This is a genomic window from Mesorhizobium sp. M0491 (assembly GCF_040321265.1).
In the GTDB taxonomy this organism is placed as follows: domain Bacteria; phylum Pseudomonadota; class Alphaproteobacteria; order Rhizobiales; family Rhizobiaceae; genus Mesorhizobium.
Genome location: NZ_JAMYRE010000002.1, coordinates 103204 through 119378 on the forward strand (window position 1 = coordinate 103204; position 16175 = coordinate 119378).

General features: G+C 60.9%; 21 protein-coding genes and 2 tRNA genes. 8 read left to right on the forward strand and 15 right to left on the reverse strand.

The features are described from left to right. The gene (locus NKI69_RS02440) at positions 1–528 is read right to left on the reverse strand and encodes a M41 family metallopeptidase (RefSeq protein ID WP_352719924.1); all 528 of its coding nucleotides are present in this window, start codon (positions 526–528) and stop codon (positions 1–3) included. Here NKI69_RS02440 and NKI69_RS02445 point away from each other — a divergent pair. After that, positions 515–787, forward strand: coding sequence for a hypothetical protein (locus tag NKI69_RS02445; protein ID WP_352720128.1), 273 nt, complete (start codon positions 515–517; stop codon positions 785–787). The two genes, NKI69_RS02440 and NKI69_RS02445, sit on opposite strands and share 14 nt — an antisense overlap. Here the strand turns inward: NKI69_RS02445 and NKI69_RS02450 are convergent. The 3 genes from NKI69_RS02450 to NKI69_RS02460 form a co-directional block, all read right to left on the reverse strand. Then, the gene (locus NKI69_RS02450; protein ID WP_352719926.1) at positions 782–1000 is read right to left on the reverse strand and encodes a hypothetical protein; all 219 of its coding nucleotides are present in this window, start codon (positions 998–1000) and stop codon (positions 782–784) included. The genes NKI69_RS02445 and NKI69_RS02450 overlap by 6 nt on opposite strands. A 333-nt stretch (positions 1001–1333) precedes the next feature. Then, on the reverse strand, positions 1334–2923 hold the full coding sequence (locus tag NKI69_RS02455) for an AAA family ATPase (protein WP_352719928.1): 1590 nt from the start codon (positions 2921–2923) through the stop codon (positions 1334–1336). Next, positions 2892–3233, reverse strand: a complete 342-nt coding sequence (locus NKI69_RS02460; RefSeq protein ID WP_352719930.1) for a DUF6634 family protein — start codon at positions 3231–3233, stop codon at positions 2892–2894. Before NKI69_RS02460 ends, NKI69_RS02455 begins: the two co-directional genes overlap by 32 nt. 195 nt (positions 3234–3428) lie before the next feature. On the opposite strand from NKI69_RS02460, the gene NKI69_RS02465 reads away from it, so the two are divergent. Both NKI69_RS02465 and NKI69_RS02470 read left to right on the forward strand, forming a co-directional pair. Next, positions 3429–3689, forward strand: a complete 261-nt coding sequence (locus tag NKI69_RS02465) for a helix-turn-helix domain-containing protein (protein ID WP_352720118.1) — start codon at positions 3429–3431, stop codon at positions 3687–3689. Between the two features lie 326 nt (positions 3690–4015). After that, entirely contained in the window at positions 4016–4234 is a 219-nt protein-coding gene (locus NKI69_RS02470; protein ID WP_352719932.1) for a hypothetical protein, read from the forward strand. Positions 4235–4666: 432 nt separating this feature from the next. Here NKI69_RS02470 and NKI69_RS02475 read toward each other — a convergent pair. Then, positions 4667–4751, reverse strand: a tRNA-Tyr gene (locus tag NKI69_RS02475). Positions 4752–4949: 198 nt separating this feature from the next. Here NKI69_RS02475 and rlmB point away from each other — a divergent pair. Then, positions 4950–5798 carry a 23S rRNA (guanosine(2251)-2'-O)-methyltransferase RlmB gene (gene rlmB, locus NKI69_RS02480; protein ID WP_023812090.1) on the forward strand — a complete coding sequence of 283 codons (849 nt, stop codon included), beginning with the start codon at positions 4950–4952 and terminating at the stop codon, positions 5796–5798. A 107-nt stretch (positions 5799–5905) separates the two neighbouring features. Here rlmB and NKI69_RS02485 read toward each other — a convergent pair whose 3' ends face one another. From NKI69_RS02485 to gcl, 3 genes are read right to left on the reverse strand one after another with little or no spacing between them, the layout of a single operon-like run. Further along, a complete protein-coding gene (locus tag NKI69_RS02485; protein WP_352719936.1) occupies positions 5906–6823 on the reverse strand; it encodes a 2-hydroxy-3-oxopropionate reductase in 918 nt (305 codons plus the stop codon). A 44-nt stretch (positions 6824–6867) separates the two neighbouring features. Continuing rightward, the gene (gene otnI, locus NKI69_RS02490) at positions 6868–7665 is read right to left on the reverse strand and encodes a 2-oxo-tetronate isomerase (RefSeq protein ID WP_352719938.1); all 798 of its coding nucleotides are present in this window, start codon (positions 7663–7665) and stop codon (positions 6868–6870) included. A gap of 10 nt (positions 7666–7675) precedes the next feature. Further along, complete coding sequence (gcl, locus tag NKI69_RS02495; RefSeq protein ID WP_352719940.1) at positions 7676–9457, reverse strand: glyoxylate carboligase; 1782 nt, start codon at positions 9455–9457, stop codon at positions 7676–7678. 214 nt (positions 9458–9671) lie between these two features. On the opposite strand from gcl, the gene bhcR reads away from it, so the two are divergent. Further along, the gene (bhcR, locus tag NKI69_RS02500) at positions 9672–10490 is read left to right on the forward strand and encodes an HTH-type transcriptional regulator BhcR (protein ID WP_352719941.1); all 819 of its coding nucleotides are present in this window, start codon (positions 9672–9674) and stop codon (positions 10488–10490) included. 79 nt (positions 10491–10569) lie between these two features. On the opposite strand, the gene NKI69_RS02505 is transcribed toward bhcR, so the two are convergent. The 3 genes from NKI69_RS02505 to NKI69_RS02515 all read right to left on the reverse strand — a co-directional run bounded on the left by NKI69_RS02505 (position 10570) and on the right by NKI69_RS02515 (position 11903). Further along, positions 10570–10875, reverse strand: a complete 306-nt coding sequence (locus NKI69_RS02505; RefSeq protein WP_352609700.1) for a BA14K family protein — start codon at positions 10873–10875, stop codon at positions 10570–10572. Between the two features lie 441 nt (positions 10876–11316). After that, positions 11317–11532 carry a hypothetical protein gene (locus tag NKI69_RS02510; RefSeq protein ID WP_023812096.1) on the reverse strand — a complete coding sequence of 72 codons (216 nt, stop codon included), beginning with the start codon at positions 11530–11532 and terminating at the stop codon, positions 11317–11319. Between the two features lie 203 nt (positions 11533–11735). Beyond that, positions 11736–11903, reverse strand: a complete 168-nt coding sequence (locus NKI69_RS02515; RefSeq protein WP_013531392.1) for a hypothetical protein — start codon at positions 11901–11903, stop codon at positions 11736–11738. Between the two features lie 155 nt (positions 11904–12058). Between NKI69_RS02515 and NKI69_RS02520 the strand changes: the two genes are divergently transcribed. Next, positions 12059–12134 (forward strand) — tRNA-Thr (locus NKI69_RS02520). A 158-nt stretch (positions 12135–12292) separates the two neighbouring features. Here NKI69_RS02520 and NKI69_RS02525 read toward each other — a convergent pair. Further along, positions 12293–12532 (reverse strand): hypothetical protein, encoded by a 240-nt coding sequence (locus NKI69_RS02525; RefSeq protein ID WP_352719943.1) that lies wholly within the window; start codon positions 12530–12532, stop codon positions 12293–12295. 549 nt (positions 12533–13081) lie between these two features. On the opposite strand from NKI69_RS02525, the gene NKI69_RS02530 reads away from it, so the two are divergent. Beyond that, positions 13082–13504 (forward strand): DUF983 domain-containing protein, encoded by a 423-nt coding sequence (locus tag NKI69_RS02530; RefSeq protein WP_127291340.1) that lies wholly within the window; start codon positions 13082–13084, stop codon positions 13502–13504. 32 nt (positions 13505–13536) lie between these two features. Here NKI69_RS02530 and NKI69_RS02535 read toward each other — a convergent pair whose 3' ends face one another. Further along, positions 13537–13680 carry a DUF1515 family protein gene (locus NKI69_RS02535; protein WP_352609697.1) on the reverse strand — a complete coding sequence of 48 codons (144 nt, stop codon included), beginning with the start codon at positions 13678–13680 and terminating at the stop codon, positions 13537–13539. Positions 13681–13904: 224 nt separating this feature from the next. On the opposite strand from NKI69_RS02535, the gene NKI69_RS02540 reads away from it, so the two are divergent. Further along, entirely contained in the window at positions 13905–14288 is a 384-nt protein-coding gene (locus NKI69_RS02540) for a hypothetical protein (protein WP_352719946.1), read from the forward strand. A 555-nt stretch (positions 14289–14843) separates the two neighbouring features. Here the strand turns inward: NKI69_RS02540 and NKI69_RS02545 are convergent. Together NKI69_RS02545 and NKI69_RS02550 are read right to left on the reverse strand one after the other, a co-directional pair. Beyond that, positions 14844–15413: a DUF2569 family protein gene (locus NKI69_RS02545; RefSeq protein WP_352719948.1), complete on the reverse strand. Its 570-nt coding sequence runs from the start codon at positions 15411–15413 to the stop codon at positions 14844–14846. A 122-nt stretch (positions 15414–15535) separates the two neighbouring features. Further along, positions 15536–16150 carry a TetR/AcrR family transcriptional regulator gene (locus NKI69_RS02550; RefSeq protein ID WP_128305853.1) on the reverse strand — a complete coding sequence of 205 codons (615 nt, stop codon included), beginning with the start codon at positions 16148–16150 and terminating at the stop codon, positions 15536–15538. Positions 16151–16175 lie beyond the last annotated feature (25 nt).

The following is a 16175-nucleotide window of genomic DNA, read 5'->3' on the forward strand; positions in this document are numbered from 1 at the left end:
TCAGTTTGGCGACGCGACGATCCGCTCCCTGACCTGACCCAGCACAGCGTCGAGTTCGGGTCCCTCCAACGTCTTTCGCTCCAGCAAGATCTCGCCAAGGAAATCGATCGCGACTTTCTGGTTGATGACCATTTTTTGGGCGACGGCATAGGCGCTCTCCAGCCGGGCGTTCACCCGCATCGCGAGTTCGTGGTCGGTCGCGAGAAGCGATGTCCGGTCCTCGACCTTGCGGTAAAGCAGCGGCCATTTCTTCGAAAAGCCCATCACGGTCTCCATGTCGAACGCCAATGCGGTCGCAGCAGCTAGATCGCAGGACTCAGAGCCGGATCCGGCGGCGACCGACCCCACGATCACTTCCTCCGCAGCTCGACCGGCGAGTGCTGCGATGAGAACGCGGTGAGCACCGCTTCGGTCTGCTCTCTCGGCATGGTTCCGGTGACATAGCCACCTTCCGGCTCCTCGATCGTGATCTTCGCGATGGTTCCAAGATCGAGATGGAGGCGCGCTACCGCGCATGGGCGGCTTCATGGACGGACGTCCGGAACTGGAACTGCAGCAATTGGAGCAGAGAATCCCCGAGAAGGCCCACCGCGCCGCCAACAGCGTCTGCAGCCCTTTCAGCAGAAATGCCGGAGTCACCCGCAGCCTCGACAGCTCTGGTCTTCTTATTACGACGCTGTCGCGAGAAACGTGGTATGCGACGCTTTTTCATCTTCCAATCCTTTCGATCGTTGCCGTGCCCGTGGAACTGGCTGGCCCAGACGAGCTTCCCGACGATGGTTCATGAATGGTCCGCACCCTGGTGATTGTTCGCCTGCGGCGGGAGGTCGAGAAGACCAGCCGCCTCAAGCCATTCCGCCAACTCGGTACAGGCAGGGTCTGCGTCCATGACGTGGCAGGTCAGAAGCTCGAGGATCACCGTCGGGATCAGCGACCCGGTCGCGATGGCTATACGGGCATAATGCCTCGTCACCTCGACGGCGATCGCTGGATCCTCCATGTGCGCGGTTCTGCAGTCGCAGGAACCGATGGGGCCGGCCCTGATGAGAGCGAGGCAGCTTTCACTATGGCCAAGAAGCCCGAGCAACGCTTCGCTCGCCACGTACCTGCCGAACGCGAGTAGCCGCTGTGATGCAGGTGCAGAGGGATTCGCCATAGGAATCCCGCGCGTTATCAAGTTCTGCTTCGATCTGCCCCCGGGCGGATGATCCACATGTAATGATCCTTCCACCTCAGTGCGGGGTCGGTGCAGAAAGCCTCTCGCTTCGCGAGCTTTCATTCAGCTGCCTCCTGTGTCAGCCCTATCGCTGCCGATCGTTTTGCCGGCGCCAACTCATTGCCGGCCCCAATGGCGTTCACGTGCCTCGACAAGCTTCTCGACGAGCCGCTCCAGTTTCCTGACCGACCCGCCCGGCCAGTTGCTGGCCAGCGCTGCGAGCTCGAATCCTTCGAGCGGCATCGCCCAACGCAGGTCGTGCCCCGCCTCGACGTAGAGCCGTTCAAGAATGCGGGATGCCAGGAACGGCAACTGGTCGGGGCCTGGCTCCGGAAATCGCAGGATTCGACATCTGTCTCGCATCACCGCCGGGACGCTTCCCACCTCGTTCGCCGTCATCATCCAGGATATATGCGAGAGATCGCAGTTCGCCTCGACATAGGGATCGAACCAGCGCGACGATGTTTCCTTCTCGAGCAAACCGATTAGGACATCGTGCACATTGCCGTTCTGGCGACCGGTGCCCACCTTCTCGATCTCATCGAGGATGATCGCTGGTCCGGCGCATTCATGCCGGCGCACTGCCATGATGGCCAGGCTCGGTTCACCCGACGACCATCGCCGCGGCGTGCCGCCGATGGCACTGTCGCTCAAGCCGCCACAGGGAACCAGCTCGTATGGGATCCGGAGTTCCTCGATCAGCCGTCTCGCGAAGCGCGTCTTGCCGCATCCGGGCGGGCCGACCAGGATTGTTGGTCGCACGTATACATGTCTCCCGCCGACGAGACGGTTCAGGATATCGTCGGCCACCGATGCGACCCAGGGGAATTCGGACACAAGCTGCGTGCGAGGAATGGAGAGGTCGGATGCAGCTGGAAGCGGCAGTCCGCGCTGCACGAATTTTTGGAATTCTAGCGATACGCGCTTTCCTTCCGAGGTTGTTGCGTTGCCGATGGACGGAATGACGACCACGGCAGCATTCGGCGCGGGTTTGGTTTCCGCTTCGTCCTCGAAGAGGTCCTCGATGTCGTCATCTTTCGACGCCTTCTCCGCCGCCTTCTTGTTCGTCGGTTCGTCCGCCAGCCGTGCGTGTAGGATTGCAGACTCGAACTCGGCTTCATTGTTCATAAGCATCCGGAACAGCGAATGCTGCGGGACATCGAAGACGTCGACGTAGCGCATAGAGAAGAGACTGCCTGACAGCAGGCTCCACGCGAGCGCGCGCCAAAGCATTCGCGGGCCTCTGCTCTCATTGAAGTCGCGCATCGCCATCGATGCCGTTTCGCTCGCTACCGCAGCTGCCGCCTGCGGATCGCCAAACACCGCAAGGTAGAATTGACAGCGCAGGCGGCAGGCCTCGGCCGGGATTCCCTTTACGGCTTCGGCGGTGACGAGCGCGGCCTCGACACTTTTGATGCCGTCCTCAGATTGCTCGGTGGCGAGGTCGTCAAGGCAGTTGGCAAGGGGCAGAAGTTCGACACGACCGCGGTTCCTCATCCGCCGTGACAGGCGGCTTGCGTATTCCCGGATATCGTCTTCGAGACGGTCGCCAAAGAACGCCATTCCGCGCACCAGCTCTTCCTCACTCGGAAGATGCAAACCGGCTTTCGCAGCCTTCTGGCGTCGGTCGAAATGACGGTCGAAAGTAGAATCCCTGAATGTCATGGCCGGGCAGTCAAGAATCGAGGCCGGACTGTTCGACAGCACGTCCGAGTCTGTACCATCTTGAGAGCGTCCTCGCCCAAGCCCGGTCTTCGGACAGCAGCCAGAGATCCGACGTGTTGATGAGCCGCCCCTGGCCGACGAGTTGAGGATGGCCGGTCGAGAGCCCGGCAAGGGAGGGAACAATCCTTTGGGCAAGGATCCATCGATCGAGGATGGGGGCTTCCTCATTGGCCATTGCCTCCGGAGGCGCGCCACGGCGGACGCGCTCCAAATCAGCGGCCAATGCGAGAAGGCGGTCGACCTGGAAGATCAACATCTCGTCGGTTGGCGTTGCGCGGCCAAACAGCAGCATGCGGATGCCCCTTTCCGTTCCAAGGATCCGCTTGGTTCGAATCCTTTGATTCGAGCGGATCAACGGCGCAATTCATAGGGCGTCCACATATCGGCGTCCAGAGCGCCATATTTTGGCGCCGCTAGCGTCAATTTGTGGCGATTGGCTGCTTATGCTCGAATGCGCATTACGACCAATCCTGTACCGTTTCGAAAAATGATCGTTCCGAACGAAATCCTGCGAGCCGCTCGCGCCGCGTTGGGCATGACGCGAGCCGAGCTCGCGCACGAGTCTGGTGTCGGAAAACGGACAATTCTCCGCATCGAGCAGGACGAAAGAGTTGCAGTTCGCACACTTCAACGAATCCAAGCCGCCCTCGAAGCCAGAGGGGTCGAATTTATGGCAAGTGAGCCCGGACACGGACCAGGGCTTCGCCTTCCTCTGTCGGTCATCAAGCGAGACGACTTGCGATTCTGAAGCGGGTATCGTCAAATCTCGACGAGTCACAGTTTAAGGGGATTAGTGGCGCCAGAAATACGCCGTCGTACAAGCCGTGTTTGAAAGCTACGAAGTTGAGCTCATTGCTGGACGAGCACGGAAGAACCCTGCGATCCGCCTTTGGAGAAAGGCTCCGCGAAAGCATCGGCTACGTACGCCTGTCATCGAGCAACGCCTCGAACGCGCCCCACGACGTGACCCTTGGGCGGTCTTCGCGTCCTAGAACAGCCTTCTCCACTGGAGTCGGCGTCCCTACCAGCACACACTGCGTACATCAAGATCCCCGCGGTTCGGGAGGACTTGGGTTGCCGCACAGGAAGGTCCTGAACGCTCGACCCGGAGATCAATCATACAGGAACGATTTCGTTCAGCTGGTCGAGAATATCCCGAACAACTTCCCGGGCCTCAACGAGCTTATTCTCGCCAATCAATCTGGAAGCTTTCGTCAAGCCAGCGTGGTGTTTGAAGCGGTTAGTCGTCTGCCGCACAAGGTCATTCACGGCACGTTCGCGGGTCTCGATTGAACGGGGTTGCACCTTGCCGTCCTTGCTGGCACGACGCTGCAGGATTTCGTTGAGCTTTTTTTGATAACGCGTTTGCTGAAACTGTCGGACGTCAGGCTCTCAAAGCCCGCCCCCCAAGGGGGTCAGGTCCGGGAGCCTGCTCATCTAAGCAGTGTTGCCGGGCAAGGGCGGCAGCGAACTGGAGTCACTGGCGGGGCCGGCGACCAGCTATATGAAAAGCGCGCCGCCCCCGCCAGTTCAAGGTTGGCGTTGCACCTCCCGTAAGTGCCCCACCTATGCTCAGCTTGAACATTCTGCGGCGGCGCGTATTAAGGCTGCTGCTCTACCACTGAGCTATACCCGCGCCGTTCCTGAAGTACCGGATTCATCCGAAAAGCGCCATGCACTTTTCGGTCCGATTCTTGTCACGTTTCAGGGCTTCCGGGCCGGCAGTGGTGGAGAGGGTTGGATTCGAACCAACGTAAGCTAAGCTAACGGATTTACAGTCCGTCCCCTTTAACCACTCGGGCACCTCTCCAGTCTGCCGCCGGAGCCATGCAACGAGGCATTCACGCCGATCCGGACCCGAGTTATGTGTTCTCCGAAACCAGCGCAGCGCCTTATGGCGGCAAGCCCATTGGGTGTCAACCGCGCAACCATGGTTTTTCGTTTCTGTTCGCCGGCTGTGACGGCGGGCCATATCCTTGGCCGGAGGACACAGCTATAGAAGCCAGCCATGAGCGACAAAACCAACACCCCCAAAGACACCCATTACGCCAAGCTGCGCCGCGCCTATCGCGACGAGAAAAGCGGCGGCGCGCCGGCGTTCCGGCCCCGACAGCCGGTTCCGCCGGGCGAAAATGCCGCGGATGGCCTGGTGCGGCTCTACGGCCTGCACACCGTGCGCGCCGCACTCGACAATCCGCGCCGCAAGATTAGGAAGATGCTGGTGACGCGCAACGCGGCCGAGCGACTGGAAATCGCCGATCTCGCCGCCCTGCCCTTCAAGACGGAACTGGTCGAACCCAGGGACATCGACAAGATCACCGGGTCGGACGCCGTGCATCAGGGTGTGCTGATCGAGGCCGAGCCGCTGAAAGCCAAGCGGCTCGATGCGCTTGGCGACGCGAAGCTGGTGCTGGTGCTCGACCAGATCACCGACCCGCACAATGTCGGCGCTATCCTGCGCTCGGCGGTCGCCTTCGGCGCCGGCGCGCTGATCACCACAGCCCGCCACAGCCCGCAGGAATCGGGCGTGCTGGCGAAATCCGCCTCCGGCGCGCTGGAGCACATCGACCAGATCGAGGTGAAGAACCTCGCCGACGCACTCGGCCAGTTGCACGAGGCCGGCTTCCGCACCATCGGACTTGATTCGGACGCGCCGGCCGAACTCGAAAAGAGCTTTGCCGGAGAAAAGATCGCCTTGGTGCTGGGCGCCGAAGGCAAGGGCCTGCGCCAGAAGACGCGCGAGACGGTGACCACGCTGGCGCGGCTCGACATGCCCGGCGCCATCCATTCGCTCAACGTGTCGAATGCCGCGGCGATCAGCCTTTACGTGGCGCGGGCGTTTTTGAAGCGCGGCTAAGCCAAAAATATCTCGAAACGAGAAACGGGTTCCGACAGACGCCGGAACCCGTTCTTCGACGGGCCAAGAGTTTGCGGCTTGGGAACGTTGCGCCGCCCTCTCCTGACCTATGCCGCTTTGCCCCTGGCGTCGGCTGCCTCGCTGCCGACCTCGAAATTGGCCATCCGCTCCAGCGCCCTGACCAGCGCCGAATGATCCTCCTTGGCGCCGCCATTGGCCGCGCAGGAATTGAACAGCTGCTGAGTCGTCGAGGTGTTGGGCAAGGAAACGCCGAGCGCCTTCGCGCCCTCCAGCGCGAGGTTCAGATCCTTCTGGTGCAGTTCGATGCGGAAACCAGGCGCGAAGGTGCGCTTGACCATGCGCTCGCCATGCACTTCCAGAATGCGCGAAGCCGCCAGCCCGCCCATCAGCGCCTGCCTGACCTTGGCCGGATCGGCGCCGGCTTTCGACGCAAAAACAAGCGCTTCGGCGACGGCTTCGATGGTCAGCGCAACGATGATCTGGTTGGCCACCTTGGTGGTCTGGCCGACGCCATTCGGTCCGACCAGGGTGATGTTCTTGCCCATCTTCTCGAAGAGGGGCTTGGCGCGCTCGAAGGGGGTTTCCTCGCCGCCGACCATGATGGTCAGCGACGCCGCCTTGGCGCCGACTTCACCGCCCGAGACCGGCGCGTCGAGATAGTCGCAGCCCAGGTCGTTGATGTTCCTGGCAAAAACCTTGGTCTCGATCGGGGAGATCGAGCTCATGTCGACGACCAGCTTGCCTTTTGCCAGGCCGGACGCGACGCCGTTGTCGCTAAACAGCACATCGGCCACCTGCGGCGTGTCGGGCACCATCAGGATGATGATGTCGGCAGCCTTGGCCACGGCGGCGTGGCCGGTAACTGACTTCAGCCCCTTGGCGACGAGGTCGGCCGGCGGCTTGGAGCGATGGTCGCTGGCGATGACATGATAGCCCGCATCCAGCAGGTGCCCCGCCATCGGCGCGCCCATGATGCCGAGGCCGATGAAGCCGGTGGTTTCCATTGTGGTTCTCCAAATGACTGTGTGAAACGCCCCCCCTCTAATGCTTACGCCGCAGCACTTCCCTGCCCGGCCAACTCCCGAAGCCACCCCAAGCCAGCCTCCGTCCCAGCCTTCGGCTTGTACTCAGCCCCGACCCATCCGGCATAACCAATGCGGTCGATATGCTCGTAGAGGAAGGGATAATTGATCTCACCCGTCCCCGGCTCGTGACGGCCGGGATTATCCGCAAGCTGGATATGCGCGATGCGGCCAAGGTTAGCCTCGATGGTCCGGGCGAGATCCCCCTCCATGATCTGCATGTGATAGATGTCGTATTGCAGGAACAGGTTTTTCGAGCCGACGCGATCGATCAGCGCCAAGGCCTGATCGGAATAGTTGAGGAAGAAGCCCGGAATATCGCGCGTGTTGATCGGCTCGATCAGCAGCCTGATGCCGGCCTGCTCCAGCTTCTCCGCCGCGAAGGCGAGGTTTTCGGCAAAGACATTCTCCAGCACCTTGCGGTCGGCGGCGGCCGGCGCGATGCCGGCCAGGCAATTGACCTGCTGGCAGCCGAGCGCCTGCGCGTAGGTGATCGCCTTGGCGATGCCCTGGCGGAATTCCGGCACACGGTCCGGCAGCACCGCAATGCCGCGTTCGCCGTTGCCCCAGTCGCCGGCTGGAAGATTGAACAGCACCTGGGTCAGGCCGTTCTTCTTCAACCGGGCCGCGACGACATCGGGGGCATGGTCATAGGGGCCGATATATTCGACGGCCTTGAAGCCGGCGCGGGCGGCGGCATCGAAACGGTCGAGGAACTCATGCTCGCCAAAGAGCATCGACAGATTGGCTGAAAAACGCGGCATTCTTTTTCTCCTAATCCAACATCACAATCGCCGTCGGCGCATCTTCCTGATGTTCGGCAAGCTCCTCGAATTCAGTGATCTTGTCGATCTCGGTACCCATGGAGATGTTGGTGACGCGTTCGAGGATGAATTCGAGAACGACCGGAACCCGGTGCTCCTTCATCAGCCGCTGCGCTTCCTTGAAGGCACCGGCGAACTCTTCGGGCTTGCGCACCCTGACCGCCTTGCAGCCCATCGCCTCGGCGACGGCAACATGGTCGACGCCGTAGCCGGCCTCGGGATCGCCTGACCGGTTGATGTTCTCGAAGGCAAGGTCGACCTCGAAATCCATCGAAAAACCGCGCTGCGCCTGGCGGATCAGGCCCAGATAGGCGTTGTTCACGACGACATGCAGATAGGGCAATTTGTGCTGTGCGCCGACCGCCAGTTCCTCGATCATGAACTGGAAATCATAGTCGCCCGACAGCGCCACGATGGTGCGGTCCGGGTCGGCGGCGCGAACGCCAAGGGCAGCCGGCAAGGTCCAGCCGAGCGGGCCGGCCTGGCCGCAATTGATCCAGTTGCGCGGCTTGTAGACATGCAGGAACTGCGCGCCGGCAATCTGCGACAGGCCGATCGTGGTGACATAGGTGACGTCGCGGCCGAACGCCTTGTTCATCTCCTCATAGACGCGCTGCGGCTTCAGCGGCACCTGGTCGAAATGCGTCTTGCGCTTCATGGTCTTCTTGCGGGCCTGGCATTCCTTCGCCCAGCCGGACCAGTCGCGCAGCTTTCCAGCCGTCTTCCACTCGGTGGCCACGTCGAGCAGCATCTTCAGTGCGGCACCGGCATCCGAAACGACGCCGAGATCCGGCGCGAAGACACGGCCGATCTGCGTCGGCTCGATGTCGACATGGATGAATTTTTTGCCCTTGGTGTAGACATCAACGGAGCCGGTGTGGCGGTTGGCCCAGCGGTTGCCGATGCCGAAGACGAAGTCGGCTTCCAACATCGTCGCATTGCCATAGCGGTGCGAGGTCTGCAGTCCGCACATGCCGGCCATCAGCCGGTGATCGTCGGGGATCGCTCCCCAGCCCATCAAGGTCGGGATGACCGGCACGCCTGAAATCTCGGCGAATTCGATGAGCAGATCCGACGCATCGGCGTTTATGATGCCGCCGCCGGCGACGATCAGCGGCTTTTCGGCGGCGTTGAGCATCGTCAACGCCTTTTCGGCCTGGGTGCGCGTCATGGCCGGCTTGAACGGCGTCAACGGCTCATAGGCGTCGATGTCGAATTCGATTTCGGCGAGTTGCACGTCGACCGGCAGGTCGATCAGGACAGGGCCCGGCCGCGAGGAACGCATCAGATGAAAGGCCTTCTGCAGCGCCATCGGGACGAGATAGGGCTCCATGACGGTGACCGCCCATTTGGCGACCGGCGCGGCAATGGCTGATATGTCGACGGCCTGGAAATCCTCCTTGTTCAGCCGCGCCCTCGGCGCCTGACCAGTGATGCACAGGATCGGAATGGAATCCGCGGCGGCCGAATAGAGCCCGGTGATCATGTCGGTGCCGGCTGGACCCGAAGTGCCGATGCACAGGCCGATATTGCCCGCCTTGGCGCGCGTAAAACCTTCCGCCATGTGCGAGGCGCCCTCGACGTGACGGGCAAGCACATGGCGGATCGTGCCCCTCGCCTTCATTGCCGAATAGAACGGATTGATCGCCGCGCCCGGCACGCCGAAAGCGCAGGAAATGCCTTCCTTTTCGAGAACAAGAACCGCGGCATCGACAGCGCGCATCCTGGCCATTCTCCAGCCCTCCACGGGTTTGTCATTGTTGGATTGGCCAAGGATGTCAGCACGCCGGTTATTTTTCAATTTTTTCAGAATATTTTTTCATTTCTAGAAAACGGCGTCATTTTTTTGATTTTATTTGATTTTCTGTTTTCCAGGAATCCGACCCGCGAACGCAGTGAAAAACTTTTTCATTGTGCATTTGGCGAAACCGGCCGAGATTGACTGCATGGAAACCGAAAAACGCCAGCGCGGACGGCCGCGCGCTTTCAACGGGCCATCGGAGGCCAGCTCGGTGCAGTCGCTCGACCGGGCGCTGCGCATCTTGGCCATTGTCGCGGAAGGCAGCGGCCTGTCGCTGAGCGAGATCTCTGCGCAGAGCGGCCTTGCCGCCTCCACCGCCTACCGCATGCTGACGACGCTGCAAAACCACGGCATGGTGGAATTCGACACCAGCGACCAGCTGTGGTCGATCGGCGTCGAGACCTACCGCATGGGCGCGGCGTTCCTGCGCCGCCGCAAGCTGGTCGATCGCGCCCGCGTCGTCATGCAGGAACTGATGGAGAGGTCAGGCGAGACCGCCAATCTCGGCGTCGCCGAGGATGATTGCGTGGTCTTCGTCAGCCAGGTCGAGACGCATCAGGCGATCCGCGCCTTCTTCCGGCCGGGCACGCGCAGCCCCTTCCATGCGTCCGGCATCGGCAAGGCGGTGCTGGCCCATCTCGAGCCGGAGCGCGTCGGAACCATCCTGCGCAAGGCCGGGCTGCAGCGCTTCACCGACCGGACGTTGTCCGACATTTCGGCGCTTGCCCACGATCTGGCGCGGATCAAGCTGCGCGGCTGGTCGGTCGACGACGAGGAGCGGCATCCCGGCATGCGCTGCGTGGCAGCCGCCATCTTCAACGAATTCGGCGAGCCGATCGGTGGCGTCTCGGTGTCCGGGCCAACGGTGCGGGTGACGCCGGAGCGGCTGGCCGAGATAGGCCCGCTGGTGCGCGATGCCGCGGCCGAGGTGACCAGGATGATCGGCGGCATCAGGGCGACCTGACGGTCCGATCGTTTCAAGCACAGCGAGAAGAGGGGCTGCGGGGCGCCCCTCTTCTGGCTGATTGAAACGCCACCTCCTCTCAGAGACGGCAGTAGTGGCGATAGCCGTCGTGGCCGAGATAAGTGTCGGAGTCCGCATCATAGCTCTGGTAGCGGTCATAGCAGCGGCGGACGTGCCACGAGCCGCCGCCTTCGTCGACATAGACGGTACGCGGCTGGGCGAGCAGGCTGCCGAGGACGAAGCCGCCGACGCCGGCGGCAATGCCGATGCCGATTTCGCGGTTGTGGTGATGGCTGTGGGCGGCCGAGGGCTGGACGGTGCCGGCCAGCGTGGCGGCGGCGACGGCGGTGGCGATAAGGCCGGAAACGAGTGTGTTCTTGAACATGACGATCTCCTTGCTTCGTTGACCGAGGCGATCCATCCGCCTCTTGATCATCTGTCGTCGCGGCCAGGAAAAAGGTTCGAATCTTTTTTCGATTTTTCTGGAACGGGGAAATCGGATCGACCGATGCTGACGGCGACCTTGCGAGAGCTTGGCGAAGAAGTTGATGCGGCTGATCTCCTCTCTTGCGGGGGAGATGCCCGGCAGGGCAGAGGGGGGTGCTGTCCCGCCAGCTTGTCAACCAATCAGGGCGAGGCAACCGCACGGACAAAATAGAGAAAGTTCATGGGGAAGCCGGTGATCCTTCACACCCCCCTCTGTCCTGCCGGACATCTCCCCCGCAAAGGGGGAGATCGGCAGCTTTGCCGTCCCCACTTCACAAAGTGATCGCCCAACGCAAAAAGGGCGGCCGAAGCCGCCCTTTTGGGAAATTGGGTCCCTCCATCAAAGGAAAATGATCACCCTGCCATGCCTGTGGTGATGGTTGTGGTGATGGTTGTAGTGCTTCCACCAGTACTTCTTGAAGTGCTTCTTGTGATGGTTGTAGTTGTGGTGATGGCCGTGCATGCCGTGGGCTGACGACGTGCCGACAGTGCCGGCGAGCGCGCCGGTGGCGACGAAGATGGCGACGAGGCCTGAGGTAAGAGTGCGCTTGAACATGATGATCTCCTGGATCTTTTGATCGAGGCGACCCATTCGCCTCTGACCATCAGTCGGCGCGGCGCGGCAAAAGGTTCGAAAGGTTGAGAAGATTTTTGTGGGCCGCCATTGATGCCAGCGCGGCGACGGCAAGGACACCAATGACCCGTCGCCCCCTATTCCCCTATTCCCCTATTCCCCTATTCCCCTATTCCCCTATTCCCTCACCCCATGCCCGTCACATGGCGCAGCCAGAAGGCCAGCGCGATGAAGCCGATGATGGTGGTGACGCCGGTCCAGTCGACATTGGCCTTCTTCACATCGCTGATGATCTTCACCAGCAGCATCCAGGCCACGAAGATGATCGGGAGAATGATGACAAATCTGATCACGCGACACCCCGGCTCGAAGCGATCGCACCTTCCCTAGATGTAGGAAGCGATCCGGCGTTTTTCAGGATGCCCCTCGCCGACGGCCCATGCGGCATGCCGGGAAAAATGGAGTTTTGTCTTTACTGGCGCAACAAATATGCTAACCGGAGCGCCGTGCCCTTGTAGCTCAGCTGGTAGAGCAGCGGTTTTGTAAACCGAAGGTCGGCGGTTCGATTCCGTCCGGGGGCACCAGCCTGCCAAGCCATAACCATTAGCATTACCTGATGTTCCATCAAGTAGGCCCGGACCACTTGGGTGAGTACCGATGCGGGTCCGACCAAGGTTGCTTTTCTTCGATCAGCAGCGCGGGGCGCGCTGCCGCTAAGAACCCCTAAATCATCGGGCAGCCCTCATGTCCCTTCATTGGTAAGCGGTCTCGGCCGCACAATGTTCAAATCAAACTTGGTTGGCAGGTCGGGTCTCGTATTGTGAATGGCGGTGGTCGTCATTCGATGGACGGGCGGGATGATTACCATCCGGACGTTTCGTTCAGGCCAGAGCGGCTTTCCGAAGATCAGGAACGCGACTGCTATCAGGACGGCGACCAAACCCGCTGCAAATGCGTTCGCAATGATCTGGCCAAGCTGCATGCGCTCTCCGTGAATGATTACCCGCCACGCCAAGCGAGCCGTGGCGGGTAATCAACGAACCGGCGATGAAGGGACGATGATCGACGGCCACGTTCCAAATGTCGAAAAGGCTGTGTTGTTTCAGGGGTCAGACCTTTGCGCCTCGGCATCGGGCTTTAGTCGGACCCAAACAAGGCCTTGGCGGTTGCGTCATTGGCAGAGGGTTGGCGTAGCAGCGTCAACGCGAAGGCCCGTCACTGATCAGCAATGACGGGCCCTGCCTCGAGACCACTTGGCCGGGGGGCTAAGCCAAGCTAACAACCAAACTTCATTTTCAGAACCAGGTTCCCTTGACCAAAAATCGGAGTTTCAGTGGGGCCGCCCCCACTTCCGGGCAGAGGCGGACCGGCCGGGGCTTGGGTGCCTCGACCGGCAGCGGGCACGCTGCCGCTTTTTCCAACCCGCATTGGCAGTTCGTCGAGCTCCCGCCTCCTGTCCTGGATGACATCGCGCTAAGGGCGCCCATCCACAGCGGACCGGAACTATGCCGAGTCTGCCGCGTTGCCGGTCATGACTGACTACAACGAAACCACAAACCCGATCCTGACCGGTTTCAAGGGCCAGTGCCCACGGTGTCAGCAGGGACACCTGTTCGCAGGTTACCTGAAGCTTGCTCCACGTTGTGATGTCTGTGGGCTCGATTTTTCCTTTGCCGACCCGGCTGATGGGCCTGCATTTTTCTCAATGTCGATAGTTGCATTCCCGGCCCTTGCCTTTGCTCTTTGGCTTCAGTTGCGGTTCGAGCCACCTTTCTGGATACACATTCTCACAAGCCTGCCCCTGACCATCGGGGCATGCATATTGTTGCTTCGACCCCTTAAAGGCTGGCTCGTGTGTTCTCAATATTTCCACAAGGCAGCAGAAGGTTCGATTGACCGAGATTGGCATGCCGCTGAGGCCGACCGCCAAAGGTTGGAGCCGCACGGTAAATAGATGAGGCATTGGCCCCTGCCGCGTGATATCAATCACCCGCCCCGCAGCACGCGCCACATATCCGCCCAATAGGCTGTGACAAGCGAGGCCGGCGCCGCCGCAGCCATGCCAGTGACGCCCAAGGCCCCCAGGCCCATCAACTTCCAACGGGTGACCTCGGCAGTTACCGGCTTCACGCCCGTAATATCCCGTTGAGCTTGGTAACAGCGGATTCCATGAGCGAGCGCGAGTGCACGTCTTGTTTGAACAGCTTACTCACGCCCGAATGCTCGTTAGAGACGCCGCCGCGATCCGCGCCCATCTGCGCGCGGCCCTTGCGTATCAAACCGTACGTTGAATCCTTCTTGGGTCACGCGTGAGAAGAGAGTAAATAAATCCCTTCGCAGCAAGGGAGGCCGCGATGGTTGAAACGCATATGGAAGTCGCACGCGCGGCTATCGAAACCAGCTTTCGGTTGCGGCACCATTCCCTGGCCGGAACTGCCTCGTTTCGCCGTGATATGGATCACTCCCGGCGCGCAATCGAGGCCTCGCGCGAACTGCTCAAGCGCCTCCGCCAACGTCACCGCGATGACATGGCCCGAGGTTGGGAAGATCCGGACCCGGCTCCTGCTTCCGTCTCCGCCTTCGATGCTGATATTCTTCGCTCTGCATTTCGAGCCCTGGTCAGGGATATGAGCGTACCTGAATGTCAATGGCGCGATTTGGCAGAGAGCCTGGTCCGCGAATATGTCGGGTGCGAGCAGATCGATGTTGGCTTGTTGGATTGGATCACCCACAAGTAGTCACCAACGCAAAACAGCCCGTCCCGCCCACATTGCCGGTGACACGAAACGGGCTGCAGAAGCCGGCATGCGGTGCTTCCTGCAATCCAACTTTGTGCGCGCACGGTTGTTCCGTCAGCTTCTGCTGAAAAGCGGGTACATTCTGCTGCCGTGGCCATTCGACAGTCGCTGGTAGAGTAGACCCGCCGCTCCATTTGCGAAGCGACGGGCTCTCGCCCACCCCATACCTGTCAGAGCAATTTAGATGCCAAACTTTTTGACCCGTTATGGGGCACAGCCGTCGCCTTTGCAGTCGGTTCTACCCCGCCGTAGGAGGCACCGGCCCAGTAATGTTCCACCGGATGAACTCGACTTCCTTCCCGGTGACTTCCCGCAACGCGTTTAACAGCACCTCATGCAGGACGCGCGTCTGCCTGAATCCGATTCTGCCTGAATCCGATTCTGCCTGCCGATCACCGCGCGCAGTTCGGGTTCTCCCCCCTCGCGCTTCACGGATTCGATGAACATCAGTTCGCCGAGCCCGTGATGCTCCAAATATTCCAAGTTTGCTGTCTTTTATGACACGCTCGCGACCTGGGTGGATGCCCCAACCCCGGTGAACGTGTTCCGGACCCTGACGGACTTGTAGACGTAGGCGACCCAGAGCCCTGTCAGCACAAACGAGACTATGGGGGCCACCAGCGCGTCGCCTGCGAGCACCAGGCTCACCGGAACGCCCAGAACTGACGCAACCCAGATCGTGTCCAGGATGAAAACGACAGGGATCGCCAGCCACTGGAGCAGAAACAATTGCGGAAAGCGGCGGCTTCGCCGCAACATCGAAACGAGCACGACCAGCTGAAGCGCCAGAAATGCCAGATTGAGGGCAACCTCGCCATACACCGCCAGGGGTCCGTTCGGGAGGGTCATGAGTTGCTGGTAGCCGTCGGCCGAATTGGCGAAGTCGGCGAGTGTGCGCAGCGGTGACAATGTCTGACCGATAGCCAGCAGCATCAGCCAGCCGCCGAAGCCCACAAGAGCCTCAGGGTTCTGTGATGGCTTCGCGGCCGATCGAACCGCAAAGAAAACAGGCACGCCGATCAACAGCAGCAGTATCGCCCAATGCCAGATGGAAAACGCCCCCATTTACCCCTCCCCCGTTTTTGCTCCTATAAGTTGTATCAGGTTTTAAATTCAACTCAAGAGCCGACCTGCATCTGAACCAGGTCTTATGCGGAAGCAACGCTTCTCCTGCCCTTTCCTGCCACTCACACCGCAATCGCCGCCACCAGAATCCTGTTCTGCCTCCGTACCGCCGCCCGCAATTCCGCAATCCTCGCCGCGTCGCGCTTCACGAATTCGATGAACATCATGTTCATATTGTTGAAGATCAGTTCGCCGAGCGCCGCCCCGTCTATGTCCTGCCGCACAAGGCCGAGCGCTTGCAGGCGGACGATCAGGGCGCGGATCTGTTCCGTTAGCGCGCGGTCGAGCGCGGTGTAGGCTTGGCCGAATGGGCTATCGGGCAGTTGCGTTGAGATCGCCATCGCCTGCCGCCACATCTCCTTGCTGAGATAGTGCAGCGAGTGCTCGATATAGATGCCGATCAGCGTGTCCAGCGCATCCCCGACATTGGCCGGCGGCCTGGCGACGACGCCCTGCCCGGCATTGAGCACCTCGTTGACCTCCAGCGAGACGATGGCGCCGAGGATGTCGCCCTTGTTCTGGTAGTAATTGTAGATCGTGCCGACCGAGACCTCGGCCTGCGCGGCGATCGCCTCGATCTTGGCGCCCTCATAGCCGGCCTCGCGAAACAGTTCCGCCGCCGCCTCGATGATGCGCCTGTGCCGGTCCGCCTTTTGCCTTGCCCGCAATCCGCTCATATCAGCCTCTTGCCATAAAAACAGA

Coding starts and splice junctions, on each gene's coding strand:
- NKI69_RS02445 (WP_352720128.1), top strand. CDS start 515: ATGGGCGGCTTCATGGACGGACGTCCGGAACTGGAACTGCAGCAATTG.
- NKI69_RS02440 (WP_352719924.1), bottom strand. CDS start 528: ATGAAGCCGCCCATGCGCGGTAGCGCGCCTCCATCTCGATCTTGGAAC.
- NKI69_RS02450 (WP_352719926.1), bottom strand. CDS start 1,000: ATGGAGGATCCAGCGATCGCCGTCGAGGTGACGAGGCATTATGCCCGT.
- NKI69_RS02460 (WP_352719930.1), bottom strand. CDS start 3,233: ATGCTGCTGTTTGGCCGCGCAACGCCAACCGACGAGATGTTGATCTTC.
- NKI69_RS02465 (WP_352720118.1), top strand. CDS start 3,429: ATGATCGTTCCGAACGAAATCCTGCGAGCCGCTCGCGCCGCGTTGGGC.
- rlmB (WP_023812090.1), top strand. CDS start 4,950: ATGAGCGACAAAACCAACACCCCCAAAGACACCCATTACGCCAAGCTG.
- NKI69_RS02485 (WP_352719936.1), bottom strand. CDS start 6,823: ATGGAAACCACCGGCTTCATCGGCCTCGGCATCATGGGCGCGCCGATG.
- otnI (WP_352719938.1), bottom strand. CDS start 7,665: ATGCCGCGTTTTTCAGCCAATCTGTCGATGCTCTTTGGCGAGCATGAG.
- gcl (WP_352719940.1), bottom strand. CDS start 9,457: ATGGCCAGGATGCGCGCTGTCGATGCCGCGGTTCTTGTTCTCGAAAAG.
- bhcR (WP_352719941.1), top strand. CDS start 9,672: ATGGAAACCGAAAAACGCCAGCGCGGACGGCCGCGCGCTTTCAACGGG.
- NKI69_RS02505 (WP_352609700.1), bottom strand. CDS start 10,875: ATGTTCAAGAACACACTCGTTTCCGGCCTTATCGCCACCGCCGTCGCC.
- NKI69_RS02510 (WP_023812096.1), bottom strand. CDS start 11,532: ATGTTCAAGCGCACTCTTACCTCAGGCCTCGTCGCCATCTTCGTCGCC.
- NKI69_RS02525 (WP_352719943.1), bottom strand. CDS start 12,532: ATGCAGCTTGGCCAGATCATTGCGAACGCATTTGCAGCGGGTTTGGTC.
- NKI69_RS02530 (WP_127291340.1), top strand. CDS start 13,082: ATGACTGACTACAACGAAACCACAAACCCGATCCTGACCGGTTTCAAG.
- NKI69_RS02540 (WP_352719946.1), top strand. CDS start 13,905: ATGGTTGAAACGCATATGGAAGTCGCACGCGCGGCTATCGAAACCAGC.
- NKI69_RS02545 (WP_352719948.1), bottom strand. CDS start 15,413: ATGGGGGCGTTTTCCATCTGGCATTGGGCGATACTGCTGCTGTTGATC.
- NKI69_RS02550 (WP_128305853.1), bottom strand. CDS start 16,150: ATGAGCGGATTGCGGGCAAGGCAAAAGGCGGACCGGCACAGGCGCATC.